Origin of the sequence: Kitasatospora sp. NPDC057518, assembly GCF_042802075.1 — a bacterium.
Classification (GTDB): Bacteria; Actinomycetota; Actinomycetes; order Streptomycetales; family Streptomycetaceae; genus Kitasatospora.
This window is the reverse complement of record NZ_JBHVEU010000015.1, coordinates 1-15,959: the sequence shown is the minus strand read 5'-3', so window position 1 is coordinate 15,959 and position 15,959 is coordinate 1. Positions and strand designations below refer to the sequence as shown.

The 15,959-nt window shown below is 73.0% G+C and carries 14 protein-coding genes; 6 read left to right on the top strand and 8 right to left on the bottom strand.

Annotated features, from left to right (window positions below; genetic code table 11):
* Positions 1-95 precede the first annotated feature (95 nt).
* Positions 96-986, top strand: a complete 891-nt coding sequence (locus tag ACFU7Z_RS02950) for a transglutaminase family protein (protein WP_380775582.1) — start codon at positions 96-98, stop codon at positions 984-986.
* Positions 987-1,030: 44 nt separating this feature from the next.
* Here ACFU7Z_RS02950 and ACFU7Z_RS02945 read toward each other — a convergent pair whose 3' ends face one another.
* Positions 1,031-1,537 (bottom strand): winged helix-turn-helix domain-containing protein, encoded by a 507-nt coding sequence (locus tag ACFU7Z_RS02945; protein ID WP_049652949.1) that lies wholly within the window; start codon positions 1,535-1,537, stop codon positions 1,031-1,033.
* A 58-nt stretch (positions 1,538-1,595) separates the two neighbouring features.
* On the opposite strand from ACFU7Z_RS02945, the gene ACFU7Z_RS02940 reads away from it, so the two are divergent.
* Positions 1,596-2,507, top strand: coding sequence for a S41 family peptidase (locus tag ACFU7Z_RS02940; protein WP_380741205.1), 912 nt, complete (start codon positions 1,596-1,598; stop codon positions 2,505-2,507).
* 90 nt (positions 2,508-2,597) lie between these two features.
* On the opposite strand, the gene ACFU7Z_RS02935 is transcribed toward ACFU7Z_RS02940, so the two are convergent.
* Positions 2,598-2,741, bottom strand: a complete 144-nt coding sequence (locus ACFU7Z_RS02935) for a hypothetical protein (protein WP_181970420.1) — start codon at positions 2,739-2,741, stop codon at positions 2,598-2,600.
* Between the two features lie 10 nt (positions 2,742-2,751).
* On the opposite strand from ACFU7Z_RS02935, the gene ACFU7Z_RS02930 reads away from it, so the two are divergent.
* Entirely contained in the window at positions 2,752-3,423 is a 672-nt protein-coding gene (locus ACFU7Z_RS02930) for a hypothetical protein (RefSeq protein ID WP_079272198.1), read from the top strand.
* A gap of 186 nt (positions 3,424-3,609) precedes the next feature.
* On the opposite strand, the gene ACFU7Z_RS02925 is transcribed toward ACFU7Z_RS02930, so the two are convergent.
* The 3 genes from ACFU7Z_RS02925 to ACFU7Z_RS02915 form a co-directional block, all read right to left on the bottom strand.
* The gene (locus tag ACFU7Z_RS02925; RefSeq protein ID WP_380775580.1) at positions 3,610-4,809 is read right to left on the bottom strand and encodes a cytochrome P450; all 1,200 of its coding nucleotides are present in this window, start codon (positions 4,807-4,809) and stop codon (positions 3,610-3,612) included.
* Between the two features lie 81 nt (positions 4,810-4,890).
* Complete coding sequence (locus tag ACFU7Z_RS02920; protein ID WP_380775579.1) at positions 4,891-5,868, bottom strand: pentalenene synthase; 978 nt, start codon at positions 5,866-5,868, stop codon at positions 4,891-4,893.
* A gap of 135 nt (positions 5,869-6,003) precedes the next feature.
* Entirely contained in the window at positions 6,004-7,362 is a 1,359-nt protein-coding gene (locus ACFU7Z_RS02915) for a cytochrome P450 (RefSeq protein WP_380775578.1), read from the bottom strand.
* Between the two features lie 433 nt (positions 7,363-7,795).
* Between ACFU7Z_RS02915 and ACFU7Z_RS02910 the strand changes: the two genes are divergently transcribed.
* A complete protein-coding gene (locus ACFU7Z_RS02910) occupies positions 7,796-9,184 on the top strand; it encodes a pyridoxal phosphate-dependent decarboxylase family protein (protein ID WP_380775576.1) in 1,389 nt (462 codons plus the stop codon).
* Between the two features lie 68 nt (positions 9,185-9,252).
* On the opposite strand, the gene ACFU7Z_RS02905 is transcribed toward ACFU7Z_RS02910, so the two are convergent.
* A complete protein-coding gene (locus ACFU7Z_RS02905; RefSeq protein WP_380741200.1) occupies positions 9,253-9,756 on the bottom strand; it encodes a DinB family protein in 504 nt (167 codons plus the stop codon).
* 83 nt (positions 9,757-9,839) lie between these two features.
* Complete coding sequence (locus tag ACFU7Z_RS02900) at positions 9,840-10,286, bottom strand: hypothetical protein (protein WP_049652968.1); 447 nt, start codon at positions 10,284-10,286, stop codon at positions 9,840-9,842.
* 215 nt (positions 10,287-10,501) lie between these two features.
* Here ACFU7Z_RS02900 and ACFU7Z_RS02895 point away from each other — a divergent pair, with 215 nt between their 5' ends.
* Positions 10,502-10,930, top strand: a complete 429-nt coding sequence (locus tag ACFU7Z_RS02895; RefSeq protein ID WP_049652970.1) for a PPOX class F420-dependent oxidoreductase — start codon at positions 10,502-10,504, stop codon at positions 10,928-10,930.
* 122 nt (positions 10,931-11,052) lie between these two features.
* Here the strand turns inward: ACFU7Z_RS02895 and ACFU7Z_RS02890 are convergent, their stop codons facing one another.
* Positions 11,053-11,844: a putative protein N(5)-glutamine methyltransferase gene (locus ACFU7Z_RS02890; RefSeq protein ID WP_380775574.1), complete on the bottom strand. Its 792-nt coding sequence runs from the start codon at positions 11,842-11,844 to the stop codon at positions 11,053-11,055.
* A gap of 357 nt (positions 11,845-12,201) precedes the next feature.
* Between ACFU7Z_RS02890 and ACFU7Z_RS02885 the strand changes: the two genes are divergently transcribed.
* Positions 12,202-15,891, top strand: a complete 3,690-nt coding sequence (locus tag ACFU7Z_RS02885; protein ID WP_380775572.1) for a hypothetical protein — start codon at positions 12,202-12,204, stop codon at positions 15,889-15,891.
* The last annotated feature ends 68 nt before the right edge of the window (positions 15,892-15,959 follow it).

Here is a 15,959-nt window from a genome sequence, read left to right as displayed (position 1 = left end):
CGGTCTCTTCTGGACAATCACCCCCGAAATTTGCCACGGTGAGGACCAGCGGCCCAGCCATCGATCATGCGGCCGAAGCCCCATGGGAGTTCCCCGTGCCCTCCGCCGACTTCCCCGCCTTCTACCTCGGGCAGAGCACCTTCTCCGACCCCGGCGCCCACCTCCCCCGCTACGCCGACCTCCCCAAGGATCCGCGCCGCCTCGCCCGGATCGCCCGCGACCTGATCATCCACCGCCTCGAAGGCTGGCTGTTCCACCACCCCATTCCGGCGAACCGGCTCCACCATGACGCCGAGACCCGCTACCTCGACGACATCCTGCACCTGATCACCGACCGCGACCCGGCCCCGCTCAACCACCCGCGCGCGCCCGCCGACCGCTTCGTCGGCGTCTGCCGGGACCTGGCGCTGCTGCTCTGCTCCTTCCTCCGCCACATCGGCGTGCCGGCCCGGTTGCGCTGCGGCTTCGCCGGCTACCTCGGCCCGGACGGCTTCCACTGCGACCACGTGGCCACCGAGTACTGGGACGACCGGCGCGGCTGGCTGCTCGCCGACCCGCAGCTGGCCGACCCGAAGGTCGCCGCCGCCTGGCGGGTGGACTTCGACCCGATGGACGTCCCGCGCGACCGCTTCCTGGTCGCCGGCCGGGCCTGGCGCACGATCCGCGCCGACCGGTCCACCGCCGGCTCCTTCGGCGTCCACCCGCCCGAGGAGGGCCCGCTCAACGGCGAGTGGTTCGTCGCCCACTCCACCCGGCTCGACCTCGCGGCCCTGAACAAGGTCGAGACCCTCCTCTGGGACACCTGGGGCACCGGCTCCACCAACACCCCCCACGCCCCGTACGACGAGGTCGCCCACCTGACCGTCGGCCCGGTCGACCTCCCCGCCGTCCGCCGGCTCTTCTCCGAGCACGACGCGCTGCGCACCCCGAAGACCGTCCTGTCCCTGGCCCCCTTCAACGGCCCCCGCGAGGTCACCCTGCGCTGACGGCCCCCGGCCCCCTCGCCCCCTCCTGTCGGAGCAGCCCGCCCCTACGCCCCGGCCTGCTGGTAGAGCGTCACCAGGAGGCCGTACACCGGCTCGCCCTCCGCGTCCTCCTCCGTCTCGTCGACCAGTCCGGCCAGCGCCTCGACGAGCCGCGCCGCCTTGGCCGGGCTGAGTCGGAGGTGGCGCAGCGCCAGGAGGTGGTCGACGGGCGAGCGGTCCAACTCCTGGGCGACGGCGCCGAACAGCGCGGCTGTGCCCTCGACCTGCGGCTCGGCGACGAAGAAGCGATCGGCGGTCCGCCGGTAGTACTTCTCGGTGCCGCCGCGCACCCGTCGCGTTCCCGCGTCCTGGACCAGCCCCGCCTCGCCCAGCACCCTGAGGTGGTGCGAGACGCTGCCCTTGTTCGCCCCGAGCTGCGCGGCGAGCCGGCTGATCGTCGACGGACGGCTGCTCAGGGCGAAGAGCAGGCGTTGGCGCAGGGGGTGGGCAAGCGCGGCGTGCTGCAGCGGCGCGCTGATCTGCTGGACGGTCTCGTCCGGTCGGTGACTCATCTGATCAAGCGTTAAGTACGGTTGACGCTTTGGCAAGTCGCTGGTCTACTGCCTCTCCATGACCTCCACCACAACGCCGTCCGCCCTGGACACCGTCACCCTCGTCGAGTCGATAGCCGACCTGGTCCGTGAGAACTACGTCTTCCCCGACGTCGCCGGGCAGCTGGCGGACCTGCTGAGGCGCCGGAGCGCCGAGGGCGCCTACCGGACCGAATCCGCCGAGGAGCTGTCCGAAGCGGTCACCGCGGACCTGCGGTCCGTCAACGGCGACCTGCACCTGGGCCTCAAGTACCACGCCGTGCCGGTGCCGCCGGAGCCGGGCGCGGCGGTACTCGCCATGGTGCGAAGGGAGTTCGACACCTTCCTGAACGGCGTTCCCCGCGTGGAACTCCTCGACCACGGCGTCGCGGTCCTGGAGATCGGCCCCAAGCTGTTCCCGCTGGACTGGGCGGCACCGCCGCTGACCGCGGCGCTCTCCCTGGTGGCCCCCGCCCGCGGCCTCATCCTGGACCTGCGCCGCAACACCGGCGGCGACCCGAACACGGTCGCCTTCGTCTGCGCCTACCTGCTCGACGGCCGCACCCACCTGAACACCATGTTCTCGCGGAAGGACGAGGTGGGCGCGCAGTCCTGGACGCCCCCGTTCGTCCCCGGCGCCCGCTTCGGCGGCACCAAGCCGATCTACGTGCTGACGAGCGCGGACACCTTCTCCGGGGGCGAGGAACTCGCCTACGACCTGCAGCAGCTCGGCCGCGCCGAGGTCGTCGGGGAGGTCACCCGCGGCGGCGCCCACCCGCGCGAGGGCTTTACGGTGCACCCGCACCTGGAGCTCAGCGTGCCCTTCGCCCGCGCGGTCAACCCGGTCTCGGGCACCAACTGGGAGGGCGTCGGCGTCCAGCCCGACGTCCCCTGCGACGCCGACACGGCACTCGACCGCGCCCTGGCCCTGGCCGCGGCGCGCCTGGCGTAGGGCCTGTCCTCGGACTCGCGTCTGCGGGACGACGCCGGGGCATGGTCGAGACGGCGAAGGAGTCCGGGGCCCCGATGACCGCGGCCCCGTTCACCTGACGGGCTCGCGGTTGATGCTCAGCAGGGTCTGGGCCAGGCCGCCGGGCACCCGGCCGGTGAGCACCGGGACCCGGGCGACGGCCCCGCGGCGGCGGTCCAGGCAACCTGCGGCAGTGATGTCGCTGTCACTTGGCATGATGCCCGGCATGGTGAGAACACAGCGCATCAAGGGCTTCTCCGCGACCGGCCGGCCGATCTCCACGCCGACCACCAAGTTCGGCGGCCAGCCCGTGTGGCTGGCCGGCCCGCAGTGGCCGATCAGCGCGGCATGGGACCGGCCGATGCGGTTCGTCGGTCAGATCGAGCTGGGCCCGGTGATCGGAGCGGCCGGCGACGGAAAGGTCGCCTACGTGTTCGTCACCCACGCCGATCACGAGGAGCACTTCTTCGACCCCGACATCATCGACCCCGACGGCGGCGAGAACGCGGTGATCGTGCAGCCGGGCGGCGGCTATGCCGGCCCGGTGCGCCCACTGCTGACCGGCCCCGGGCTGTACGGAGTCGACGGGTCGGAGGTGGAGTTCACCGTCGACCTCCGCCCCGCCGACGAGCCCGATTCCATGACGGACGAGGAACTCGACTCCCTGCCCTCCGCCGACCGGGACCGCTGCATCGAGCTGATGGACGGCGACAAGATCGGCGGAACACCGCTGTTCTTCCAGGGCGACGAGTGGCCGGAGGGCGGCCCTTGGCGGCTGCTGCTGCAGCTGGACTCGAACTGGGTGCCTTTCCACCTCAACCTCGGCTCGTCGCCGAGGTTGTTCGCCTTCGTGTCCGAGGACGGCGCCCAGGGCAGGCTGCTCGTCCAGGACTCCTGACCTGATCAGGCTCCTGGAAGCCCGTACCCGCCTGCCTGGCCCTCCTCAAGGCCGAACGCGGCGAGGTCCTCGCCTCCCCCGCCGTCCGCCGCGCGGAGCTCCCCCGCGCCGAACTCCCCCGCGTGGCCTCCGGCTGAACCCCCAGCACCGGGCGCGGCCGCCCGCCCGCCAGACCCCGCCGACCCGTCACCAGGTGACCGGGAGCGCCTCGACGCCGTAGACCGTCGACCCCTCGCGGAAGCGGAGCTCCGCCTCGGGAACGGCGAGGCGCAGGGTCGGGAAGCGCCGCAGCAGGTCCGGCAGGGCCACCTTCAGTTCCAGCCGGGCCAGCTGCTGGCCGAGGCACTGGTGGGCGCCGAAGCCGAAGGCCAGCTGGGCGACCGGGCGGCGGCGCAGGTCGAGGTCGTCCGGTCGTTCGGGGACGAGCTCGGGGTCACGGTTCGCGGTCAGCGGGGAGAGCAGGACGTGCTCGCCCTCGGCGATCCGGTGGCCGTTGACCTCGACGTCGGCCACGGCGGTGCGCAGGAGCGGTGCGGGGATGGCGAGATGGCGCAGCAGTTCCTCCACCGCCGTGCCGGTGACCGCGGGGTCGTCGCGCAGGGCGGCGAGCTGGTCGGGGTGGCGGAGCAACGCCAGCACGCTCAGGGCGAGCTGGGTCGCGGTGGTCTCGTGGCCCCCGACCAGGAGGGTGGTGCCGAAGCCGATGAGCTCCTCGTCGGTGAGCTCCGCGCCGTGCTGCCGCACCACCGCGCCCAGCACGCCGTCCCCGGGGGCGGCCCGATTGCGGGCGACGATGTCCGCCATGGCGGCGTTCAACTCGCCGGAAGCGGCGACCAGTTGACCGGCATCGGCGGTCCCGTCCATGATCACCTGGGAGCAGCGCTGGAACATCGTCCTGGTCCCGTACGGGACGTCGAGCAGTTCGCAGATCGCCGCCGAGGGGATCGGCAGGGCGAAGGCCTCGACCAGGTCGACGACCGGCCCCTGCTCCGCCATGGCGTCGAGGTGCTCGGCGACGATCGCCTCGATCGCGGGCCGCAGCCGCTCGACCTGACGGACGGTGAAGCTGCCGGTGAGCATCCGGCGCAGCCGGGCGTGCTCCGGGCCGCTGTACGCGGGCAGGAAGCCCGGGTGGTTGAACAGGGTGCGCGGCAGTGCCGGGTCGATGCCGTTGCCCGTCACCAGTCGCTCCTCCGCGAAGGCGGCCCGGACGTCGCCGTACCGGGTGATGACGACGGCGTCGATCTCGCCGCGGACCGGATGGGTCACGCGCAGCCGCGGCAGGCCGTCCTCCTCGCGCATCCGGCGGAGGTCCGGCGACGGGTCGAACGGGCAGGTCCGGTCCCGTTCGGAGGCGACGAAGGACGCCGAGCGGTGATCGGGCATGGTGCGGGCTCCTCAGCTGGATCGGTCCGGGGGCGCGGTCGCGCGACAGGAGTCGTGCGACAAAAGACGGGAAGCGTCGGCCTAGCCGTGGTACCGGGTGGAGGCGTGGTGCCAGTCGTGGGCGCCGCGGATGGTGGTCTGCAGCGCCTCGGTGCAGTAGCGCCGCAGCAGGTCGCGTTCGGCCGGGGTGAGGTGGCCCGCCGCCGTGCCGGCGAGCAGGGCCCGGTGGGCGCCGGTGAACAGTTCCAGGGCTTCGGCGCGGCGGCGCAGGGCCCGGTCGAGCGCCTCCGCCCGGGAGAGCCCGTGCTCCCGTTCCAGGCAGAGCACCAGGTTGTTCCGCTCCCCCTGAGCCGCGTCCTTCTCCAGGGAGACGATGTCGTTGTCGCAGATGATGAAGGTCTTCGTCATCTCGCGCATGACGGACAGGTGCGGCAGCGCGTACAGGTGGTCGGGCAGGACGCAGGAGGACAGCCGCTCGGCGAGGTCGACGACCGGTGCCACCCCGATGGTGTGGCGCCGGACCCGCAGGTAGGTGCTCAACGGCATCGGCGCACCGGACTGCCGGCTGCGCGCCTCGTGGACGTGGTGGTCGAGGTACGAGGACCAGTGGGCCGCCGAGCGCCGGATCCAGTCCTCCGGCATGCCGTGGCAGCTGCGCCGCCGCATGTCGGCGAAGGCGGCGGCCAGCGGCAGCGGGGACGCCTGCCCGGTGACGCCCTCCTGGACGAGTCCGACGAGGTGGCGGACCCGCTCGGGCGTGCCGCCCCACTGTTCGTCGAGCTCGTCGTCGAACAGGAAGTACCAGCTCTGCTGGTCGACGCCGATGTCCAGTTCGGCCCCGGTCGCGTTCGGGTAGAACATGGCCGCGATCAGCGGGAACTGGCCCTTGAGGTGGTGGTCCCGCTCCGCGTCCGTGGCCAGGAAGCCGAAGGACCGCGGCCAGTCGAGGTGGCGGTCGTGGGCGGCCCGGAAGTCCGGGCTGGTCCGGCTCGGGAAGGGGAGCGGGTCGGGGGCCGGGGCCTGCGGGCCCGGGGAGAGGGTCTCCGCCGTGGCTGTCATGGTGAGGTGCACCTCCGGGAACGGGAACAGGAACGGGGCCGGGTCAGGGTCGGGGCAGCGCGGAACGAAGCCGTACGGAACGGAGCCGCGCGGAACCGGGCCGTACGGATCGGAGCCGTACGGAACGGGGCTGGTTCAGTCGCCCGGCCAGGGTGAGACGCGCATGGGCAGCGCGTTGGGCCGGATCAGCGCGTGGGCCACCGGCCGGACCTGATGGCCCGCCACCGGTCGCGGCCGCCACCGGGAGACGACCGCGCGCAGGACGACCAGCATCTCGGTCATCGCGAAGTGGTCCCCGATGCACCTCCGGTTGCCCAGGGCGAACGGGACGTAGGCGCCCGGCGGCAGGTCCTTCTCGGGGCGGTCGAGCCACCGGTCCGGGTGGAACCGCAGCGGGTCCGGGTAGTGGGCCGGGTCCCGGTGCATCGTCAGCGCGCTGTAGATCAGCTCGGCCCCCTGCGGGAGGTCGACCCCGCAGACCCGCACGGGCTCCAGGGCGCGCCGCATCAGCAGCCAGCTGGGCTGGTGCAGCCGGAGCACCTCGCGGAGGAACCGCTCGGTGAACGGGAGCGTCGCCGCGCCGGGCGGGGCGCCGGCGGGCAGGGCGTCGCACTCGGCCTTGATCCGCTCGGTGAGTTCGGGGCGCCGTCCGATCTCGTGGAGCGCCCAGGCCAGGGTGGTGGCCGTGGTCTCGGCGCCGGCCATGAGCAGGGACAGCAGTTCGTCGCGGGCCTCCACGTCGGTCATCCCCCGCGGGTTGCCCGGGGTGCCGGCGAACATGATCGACAGCAGGTCGCCGCGGTCGGCCGGGTCCTGACGGGCCTGCCGGACGGCGGTGTCGGCGAGTTCGCGCAGCGCCGTGGCCGCGGCCAGGTACCTGCGGTGCCCCAGTGCGGGTGAGGAGGCGAGGGGAGCGGGCAGCAGGGTGCCGACGAGGACCCCGCGCATCACCGTGTTCAGGTGCTCGGCGACGCGCTCCCCCAGTTCGGCGACGGCCCGGGCGCCGTCCGGGCGTTCGGTGCTGAACAGGGTGGCCACGAGCATGGCCGTCACCGTCCGCCGCAGCACCACGTCCATGGCGATCACCTCGCCGGGGCGCCAGGAGGACACCTGTTCCTCGGCGATGCCGGTCATCGTGGCGACGCCGCCGGCGATGGCGTCCCGGCGGAACGCCGGTTGGAGCGCGCGCCGTTGACGGAGGTGGACGTCGTGCTCGGAGGTGATGATGCCGTTGCCGATGAAAGGCCGTGCGACGTCGAACAGCAGGCCTTTGCCGAACTTCCGGCTCTGCGTCAGGAGAACCTCGTGGACGGCCTCGGGCGAGTTCAGGACGAACACCGGCCGATTGCCCAGGAATATCCTGACGATGCCGCCCTGCGCCCGAATCGACTGGAGGAACTCCACGCGTTTGACGGCGAGTTGCGGCAGGTGGCCGAGCAGTGGAACCCGCCCCCGTGCCACGGGCGCCGCCGTGGAAGCGCTGATGGAACGCACGGCCCCGCACCTCCCTGAAGTCTCGGACCGGAAATCAGCCCGGTATTGGAACGTTCATTCGCTCGCGGTGCACGGTGATCATCGTCCGACGGATCGGGAGAGGTCAAGGGACCGGCTGGAATTGCACCACCGGGGTGATTTTGAGCCGCACGGCGTGAATTCCCCCACCGCCCGCGCATTCCGGCCCCGGGGAACACCACCCGGTCGCTCAGAGGAGGACGCCGCCGGAGACCCGATGCGCTGGGCCGTCATCCAGCGCAGGCCCTCCGACGCCAGCGTGGACCTGCGCTCCGGCCTGACCTCCATCGGCCACCGCTGTACCGATGTTCCCCGAAGCCGCGTTCCAGGCCACCAGGACCGGATTGGACCGGGACGCCGTCCGCCCCGGCGGCTAGCCTCGGCCGCACCGCACAGTCGATCAACGGAGAGCCCCATGCACCCCGAACTCGCCGCCGACCTCGGCCGGTTGCCCGAGATCCTGGAGGAGACCCGGCAGCACGCGCTCGCCTTCCTGGCGGGCCTCGACGAACGGCCCGTGGTCGAGCGGGCCGGGCCGCCCGCCGTCGCCCCGCTCACCGAGGAGGGCGGCGGGACGCGCGCCGCGCTCACGGAGTTCACGGAGCGCTGGGAGCCCCGGCTTTCGGCGAGCGCCGGGCCGCGCTACTTCGGGTTCGTGACCGGCGGGGCGACGCCGGCGGCGCTCGCGGGCGACTGGCTGACCTCGACCGTGGACCAGAACTCCAACTCCTCGCTGGACCCGGCCGGTCAGCAGCTGGAGCGGGAGACGGTCGGCTGGCTGGGCGAGCTGTTCGGGCTCTCGACGGCGCACCGCGGCACCTTCGTGAGCGGCGCGACGATGTCGAACACGGTGGGGCTGGCGATCGCCCGCGAGTGGCTGGGCGAGCGGCTCGGTGTGGACGTCGCCGAGGACGGGGTCGGCGCGCTGGGGCCGGTCCGGGTGCTGTCGGGCAGTGCGCACTCCAGCGTCGCCAAGGCGCTGTCGGTGCTCGGCCTGGGCCGTACGGCGCTGCGGACGGTGCCCGTCCTGCCCGGCCGGGAGGCGGTGGACGTGGCCGCGCTGGAGCGGGCGCTGGCGGAGGCCCCGGGGCCGTGCGTGGTGGTGGCCAACGCCGGGACGGTCAACACCGTCGACTTCGACGACCTGCGCGCGATCGCCGCGCTGCGCGAACGGTACGGGTTCTGGCTGCACGTGGACGCCGCGTTCGGCGCCTTCGCCGCGCTGTCCCCGGAGCACGCGGAGCTGGTCGCGGGGCTGGACCTCGCCGACTCGGTCTGCGTCGACCTGCACAAGTGGCTCAACGTGCCGTACGACAGCGCCGTGCAGTTCACCCGCCGCCCGGACCTCCAGGCCCGGGTCTTCCAGAACGCCGCCGCCTACCTCGGCCCGCTGAGCGAGCACCCGGACCTCGTCCACCTCACGCCCGAGAACTCCCACCGGCTGCGCGCCCTCGCCGCCTGGTTCACCCTGCGGGCGTACGGCCGTGCCGGGCACCGGGAGATCGTGGAGCGCTGCGTCGCCGGCGCCCGGGCGCTCGGCACGGAGGTGGCGCGGATCGACGGACTGGAGCTGCTCGCCCCGGTCCGGCTGAACGTCGTCTGCTTCTCGCTGACGGCGGACCCGACCCCGGAGCGGCTGGCCGCGCTCGCCGCCGAGCTGGCCGACGAGGCCTTCCTGACGCCCACCCGCTACGCGGGACGGCCCGCCCTGCGCGCGGCGTTCAGCAACTGGCGCACCACCGGAGCGGACGTCCGGCGGACGGCGGAGGCGCTGGACCGGGCCGTCCGGAAGCTGACGGCCTAAGCGGACGCACCGGTCGGAACCGGCACCGGCCAGTGTCAGTTCCGGCCGGTGCCGGCTCCGGGTCGGCCTCAGCTCCGCTTGTGGTCCCCCGTCCCGCCGTCGATCAGCTCGCGCAGGATGTCCATGTGCCCGGCGTGCCGCGCCGTCTCCGTGGTCATGTGGATCAGCACCCAGCGCAACGAGACGGAGTTGCCGAACCAGGAGGTGCCGAGGTCGTCCAGCGCGAGCTCCCCGATCGTCTCGTCGGCGTCGGCCCGGGCCCGGGCGTAGAACGCCAGGACGTCCGCCGTCGACTCGCCGGGCTCCACCCGCATGTCGGAGTCGTCATCGGCCTCGATGTCGAACGGCAGCTGGCCCATCTCCCGGCCGAACGTCCCCCGGAACCAGCCGAGTTCGGCACCGCCGAGGTGCTTCACCATCCCCAGCAGGTTGGTCCCGGAGGGCGTCATCGGACGGCGCAGCTGCTCGTCGTCCAGCCCCTCCAGCTTCCACAGCACGGCCTCGCGGTGCCGGTCCAGCGCCGCCCGGAGGCTTTCCTTCTCCCCACCCGTGAAGGGCACACGATTGCTCATGCGCGGGACCGTACCAGCCGCCACCGACACAACCGCGAGGGTGGCGGGACAGCCCTACGGCCACTGCCCCCAGCCGTCCGGGATCACGGGTGCGCCCCGTCCCCGTACACGCCGCCCGCCTCGTCGGTGAGCTCCGCGATGAGCTCCGCGTGCGCGAGGTTCATGTACCGCAGCGGGCGCCAGCGGGAGCGGTGGTCGGGGTGGTCGCCGAACATCTCCGCCGTCACGCACAGCCGCCTCCACCACAGCATGGCGTCCTGGCGCATCCGCTGCGTCCAGCCGGGCTCGTCCTTGCGGCCCTCCAGGACCACCTCCTCCCAGGCCACCAGGACGTCCGAGAGGAAGATGCAGTCGCTGGCGGTGACCTCCGCCAGTCGCGCGGCGGCCAACCGGGCGCTGGTGCCCTCGGGTTGGGCCTCGACCAGCTCACTCATGCGGGCGGCCAGGAAGGCCCGCAGCGGGGTGACGTCGTCGGTGTGGAGGTCGTCGGCGAACTCCAGCAGTTCCACCTGCTTGCGTACGCGTGCCATCGTGCGGCGTTTCCCCTCGGCTCGGACGGTGCACGCACACTGACGCACCGTCACCGTTCTCGCCACCGACCTTATCGGCTCGCACCGGACACCATGGCCGATTTCCGAACATCCCGTACCAGCCCGCCGGCCCGTGCCACCATTGCGCGGCCTCCTCGCCCAACACGCGTGGCGGACCTTGCCCTCACACCGGTGTGAAGGCCGATGATGCTCCCATGACCGCCACTCCTTTCGACCCGTACGAGCTGCTCGCGCAGAGCCGTCTCGGCATCCTCGCCACCATCAAGGCGGACGGCCGGCCGCAGCTCTCCCCCGTCATGCCGTTCTACGACCGGGAGGCGAACGCCATCCTGGTCTCCACCCGGGACGGGCTGGCCAAGACCGCCAACCTGCGCCGGGACCCGCGGGTCAGCCTGGAGGTGACCGGGCCGGACGGCCGCTCCTGGACCACCGCCGAGGGCGTGGCCACCCTGACCGGCCCGGGCACCGACCCCGAGGGGCCGGAGGTGGAGGCCCTGGTGGACTACTACCGCCGCGCCGCCGGCGAGCACCCGGACTGGACGGAGTACCGCGAGACGATGGTCGCCGACCGCCGGGTGCTCCTCACCATCCCGGTCGACCACGTGTACGGCACCCGCATCTGACCGGCCCCGCCCGGCCACCGTCACGGGGGAACGGTGGCCGGGCCGCAAACCCCTTCCGGAGCCGGGCCGTTCAGCACAGCGGGTCGACGCACCCGGTCAGCACAGCGGGTCGACGCCGCCGGTCAGCGCAGCGTCGCCGTGACCACGGTGGCGTCCAGGTCCTCCTGCCGGCTCTCCACCGCCGCCAGCCCGGCCGCCCCGGTCACCGCGAGGGCCGCCGCCACCTGCCGCTCGCTGGTCTCGAACAGCAGCGACCCGCCGGGCGCCAGCCACCGCGGCGCCTCGGCGGCCACCCGCCGCAGCACGTCCAGCCCGTCCGCCCCGCCGTCCAACGCCGGCCGCGCCTCGTGCAGCCGCGCCTCGGGCGGCAGCAGGCCGAGGTCGCCGGTCGGGACGTACGGGACGTTGGCGATCAGCACGTCCACCCGGCCGCGCAGTTCCACGGGGACGGCGGCGAACAGGTCGCCCTCGAAGACCCGCGCCGCGACGCCGGCCAGGTTGCGGCGGGCGCAGCGGACCGCGCCCGGGTCGATGTCCGCCGCGTACAGCTCGACCGGGTGCGCGGCCGCGGCCGCCACGGCGGCGCCCAGCGCGCCGCTGCCGCAGCACAGGTCGAGCACCACCGCGCCCGGGGCGGTCAGCGCGGTGGCGGCGGCGGCCAGGAACTCGCTGCGGCGGCGCGGGACGAAGACGCCCGGGTCGACGGCGATCCGCAGACCGGCGAACTCGGCCCAGCCGACGACGTGTTCGAGCGGGCGCCCGTCGGCGCGGAGGCGGACCATGGCGGCCAGGTCGGCGGGCGAGGCGGCGGCGGAGAGCAGGATCCGCGCCTCGTCCTCGGCGAACACGCACCCGGCGGCGCGCAGCCGGGAGACCACCGAGGAACGGAGGGAGGCGGAGGAGAAGACCGACAAGAGAAACCCCTTGGGGGAAGACGGGAGAGCTGACGACTCCGTCAGGGCTCCCGCGGGGGCCGACACCGCGTCGGCGCGCCGTTCGCGCTATGCGCGCGAGGCGCCCACGCGGCCGCGCTCCGGGAGCACCCGCTCGGACATTCCGTAAATGGGGCTCACCTCCCTGAGTCGCGGTCATACTCGGCGTCGGCCACCCTACCGCACCGTCAGTCGGGAACGGTCGAACAATGTCCACCGGCCCCGCCGAACCCGCCTTGGCGCGCGCCGTGCCTCACGCTCGTTCATCCGAGCTATTCGATAGCTCCACTGACAGTACACAGCTTGTCGCGGATCGTGACGGCCACCCATAGTGACGCTATGACGAGACAATCCCGCGGAGCGTCACGGCTTCGCGCCCGAACGGCCCGCTTCATCAGCGCCGCGGCCACGCTGGGTTTGCTCGGCGCAGGCCTCGCCGCCCCGCTCGCCCCACTCGCCCAGGCCGTCACGCCCGCGCACCACCCCGCCGCGCCGCTGCCGGAGCGGGTCCGGGCCACCGGCACCCCCCTGCTCCAGGAGGCCTTCACCGGTGCCACCGCCGACTCGCGCTTCATCGCCGTCGGCTCCGCCTGCCTCACCGGCGCGGCCCCCGCCCAGCCCGGGCCGGGCGACCACCCGCTCGGCGGCTGCCCCGCCGCCGAGACCGGCCCGGTGCCGCCGCTGGACTCCGCGCCGCTCGGCTACCTGCGGATCACCGACTCCGGCAACGACCAGAGCGGCGCGGTGCTCTTCGACCAGGCCCTGCCCGCCGGCAACGGCCTGGACGTGACCTTCGACCAGTGGCAGTACGGCAGCACCACGCCGAACACCCCGGCCGATGGCATCTCGTTCTTCCTGGTGAACGGCGACGTCTCGCTCACCCACCCCGGCGCGTTCGGCGGCAGCCTCGGCTACGCCCAGAAGCTGCCCGACGACAACCCGAACCTCGGCTTCCTGCCCGGCGTCGACCGCGGCTACCTCGGCGTCGGGCTCGACGTGCTCGGCAACTACTTCGGCGACTGGGAGCAGCGCGGCAACGGCTGCTCCCAGCGCTCCCCCGCCGGTACGTCCTTCCGCGTGCCCGCGCCCGGCGCCAACATGGTCACCGTCCGCGGCCCCGGCGACGGCACCACCGGCTACTGCTTCCTCACCGCGACGACCAGCAACTTCACCACCAACGGCCCGTGGCCCTCCACCCTGCCCGGCAAGCTCCAGGGCCCGCTCACCACGCTGCCGGCCGGGGTGACCCCAGCTGAGGCCCAGACCTTGCTGGAGCCCTCGCGCCGCCGGGTGAACGTGCACCTGACGCCGGCGCCCTCCCCGGTGCTGACGGTCTCCGTCGACTTCAACGACGGCACCGGCTCGCACCAGGTGCTCCAGACCCCCGCACCGGAACCGGTGCCCTCGACCTACAAGTTCGGCTTCGCCGGCTCCACCGGCCTGTTCACCGACGTCCACCTGATCCGCAACGTGGTGATCTACACCGACCAGCCGCTGCCCGAGCTGAACCTGGTCAAGCAGCCGCACGAGCCGCTGCCCGGGCTGCTGACGGTGGGCACCCCGATCCCGTACGACTTCGTGGTCACCAACTCGGGGAACGTGCCGATCGCCAACCTGGCCGTCAACGACCCGAAGGTCGGGCCGGTCACCTGCCCGGTGAGCACCCTGGCGCCCGGTGAGACGGTGACGTGTACGGCGACGTACCTGGTCACCGCCGCGGACGCCGCCCAGGGCCACGTGACCAACACCGCCCAGGCCACCGGAACCACCGACGTCGGCCCGGTCACCTCGCCGCCCGACACGGTCACCCTGCCGGTGGTGGCGCCGCCGGGCATCACGCTGACCAAGCACGTCGACGCGCCCGAGCCCTTCCACGTCGGCGACACCGTGCCGTACAGCTACGTGGTCACCAACACCGGCGGCAGCCCGGTGACCGCGCTCTCGGTGACGGACGACAAGGCCACCGGGATCACCTGCGACTCCACCGTCCTGGCACCGGCCGGCAGCCCCGGGGACAGCACGGTCTGCCACAGCACCTACGTCGTGACGGCGGCCGACGCCCAGGACGGGAAGGTGCTCAACCACGCCACGGCCAACGGGACCTCGGACGGCCGGCCGGTCACCGCGGAGGCCCAGGCCACCGTCACGGTGATCGGCCCGTCCTCGATCTCCCTGACGAAGCAGGCCGGCACCCCCGGTCCGGTCCACACCGGGGACACCGTCACCTACACCTACACGGTGACCAACACCGGCACGACCACGCTGACCGACGTGAGCGTGGCCGACGACCACGTCCAGAACGTGACCTGCGACCACACCACCCTGCTCGCGGGGCAGGCCGCCACCTGCCACGGCACCTACACCGTGACCGCCGCCGACGAGCAGCTCGGCCACGTCACCAACACGGCCCAGGCGGACAGCACCGGGCCGCTGGGCGAGCTGGTGCAGAGCCCGATCGCCCAGGTGACGCTGCCGGTGGCGGGCGTCCCGAAGCTCGACCTGACGAAGCGGGCCGACAGCGCCGGGCCGTTCCACGTCGGGGACACCGTCGCGTACACCTACACGGTGACCAACTCCGGGACAACGGTGATCGACGACCTGACCGTGGCCGACGACCACGTCTCGTCCGTGAGCTGCGACCGGACCACCCTGGAGCCCGGCCAGAACACCACCTGCCACGGCACCTACACCGTCACGGCGGCCGACGCCCAGGCCGGGCACATCACCAACACGGCGCACGCCAACGGCACCGACCCCCAGGGCCAGCCGGTACAGAGTCCACCCGTCGAGGCCACCGTCGACGTCGTCACCCCGGTGTCCGCGCTCACCATCGCCAAGCAGGCCGACAGCGCGGGCCCGTTCCAGGTCGGTGACACGGTGCACTACACCTACACGGTGACCAACTCCGGAATGACGGTGATCAACAGCATCACCGTCAGCGACGACCACGTGTCGTCCGTGACCTGCGACCAGACGACCCTCACCTCCGGCCAGAACACCACCTGCCACGGGACGTACACCGTCACGGCGGCCGACGCCCAGGCCGGGCACATCACCAACACCGCCCACGCCAACGGCGCCGACCCCCAGGGCCAGCCCGTGCAGAGCCCGCCCGTCGAGGCCACCGTCGACGTCGTCACCCCGGTGTCCGCGCTCACCATCGCCAAGCAGGCCGACAGCGCCGGGCCGTTCCAGGTCGGTGACACAGTGCACTACACCTACACGGTGACCAACTCCGGGATGACGGTGATCAACAGCATCACCGTCAGCGACGACCACGTGTCGTCGGTGACCTGCGACCAGACGACCCTCACCTCCGGCCAGAGCACCACCTGCCACGGGACGTACACCGTGACGGCGGCCGACGCGCAGGCCGGGCACGTCACCAACACCGCCCACGCCAACGGCACCGACCCCCAGGGCCGGCCCGTGCAGAGCGCACCGGTCCAGGCCACGGTGACGGTCGGTACCGCCACCTCCTCGCTGGCCGTCACCAAGCGGTCCGACGCCGCCGGGACCGTGTACCCGGGTGACACCGTCACCTACACGTACACCGTCACCAACACCGGGAGCACCACGCTGACCGGCCTCACCGTCGGCGACGACCGCGTCCGGCAGGTGACCTGCGAGCAGACCGCCCTCGACCCGGGGCAGAGCACCACCTGCCACGGCACGTACACGGTGACGGAGGCGGACGCTCAGGCGGGCAGCGTCACCAACACCGCCCAGGCCTCCGCCCGCGACCCGCAGGGGCAGACCGTGCAGAGCCCGCCGGTCGAGCTCTGCATCTCCGTCGCACCCTGCCCACCGAAGGGGCACGACCACAAGGGCGGCGGGGGCAAGGGCTGCCCGAGCCGTCCGGGCCACCATCCGATTCCGCCGCAGAAGGGCGGCCCCGGCGGCGAGCTGCCCCAGGCCGGGGCGCCGGTCGCCGTCCTCGGCCTGGCCGGGGGCGGGCTGGTGACCCTCGGTGGGGCGCTGTTCTACCGGGCCCGGCGCCGCGCGGCCGCCGGTCGGTTCGTGGCGTAGCAGCCCCGATCACCGCCTGATCCCCGCCGTCCTGCGGTCGACGTACCGCCCTCGGTGCCTGCTGGCAC

Bases quoted from the DNA above. Each gene is read 5' to 3' on its own strand.
- ACFU7Z_RS02905 (WP_380741200.1), bottom strand. From the start codon at position 9,756: ATGAGCAATCGTGTGCCCTTCACGGGTGGGGAGAAGGAAAGCCTCCGG.
- ACFU7Z_RS02935 (WP_181970420.1), bottom strand. From the start codon at position 2,741: ATGCCAAGTGACAGCGACATCACTGCCGCAGGTTGCCTGGACCGCCGC.
- ACFU7Z_RS02925 (WP_380775580.1), bottom strand. From the start codon at position 4,809: ATGCCCGATCACCGCTCGGCGTCCTTCGTCGCCTCCGAACGGGACCGG.
- ACFU7Z_RS02885 (WP_380775572.1), top strand. From the start codon at position 12,202: ATGACGAGACAATCCCGCGGAGCGTCACGGCTTCGCGCCCGAACGGCC.
- ACFU7Z_RS02940 (WP_380741205.1), top strand. From the start codon at position 1,596: ATGACCTCCACCACAACGCCGTCCGCCCTGGACACCGTCACCCTCGTC.
- ACFU7Z_RS02920 (WP_380775579.1), bottom strand. From the start codon at position 5,868: ATGACAGCCACGGCGGAGACCCTCTCCCCGGGCCCGCAGGCCCCGGCC.
- ACFU7Z_RS02945 (WP_049652949.1), bottom strand. From the start codon at position 1,537: ATGAGTCACCGACCGGACGAGACCGTCCAGCAGATCAGCGCGCCGCTG.
- ACFU7Z_RS02910 (WP_380775576.1), top strand. From the start codon at position 7,796: ATGCACCCCGAACTCGCCGCCGACCTCGGCCGGTTGCCCGAGATCCTG.
- ACFU7Z_RS02895 (WP_049652970.1), top strand. From the start codon at position 10,502: ATGACCGCCACTCCTTTCGACCCGTACGAGCTGCTCGCGCAGAGCCGT.
- ACFU7Z_RS02900 (WP_049652968.1), bottom strand. From the start codon at position 10,286: ATGGCACGCGTACGCAAGCAGGTGGAACTGCTGGAGTTCGCCGACGAC.
- ACFU7Z_RS02930 (WP_079272198.1), top strand. From the start codon at position 2,752: ATGGTGAGAACACAGCGCATCAAGGGCTTCTCCGCGACCGGCCGGCCG.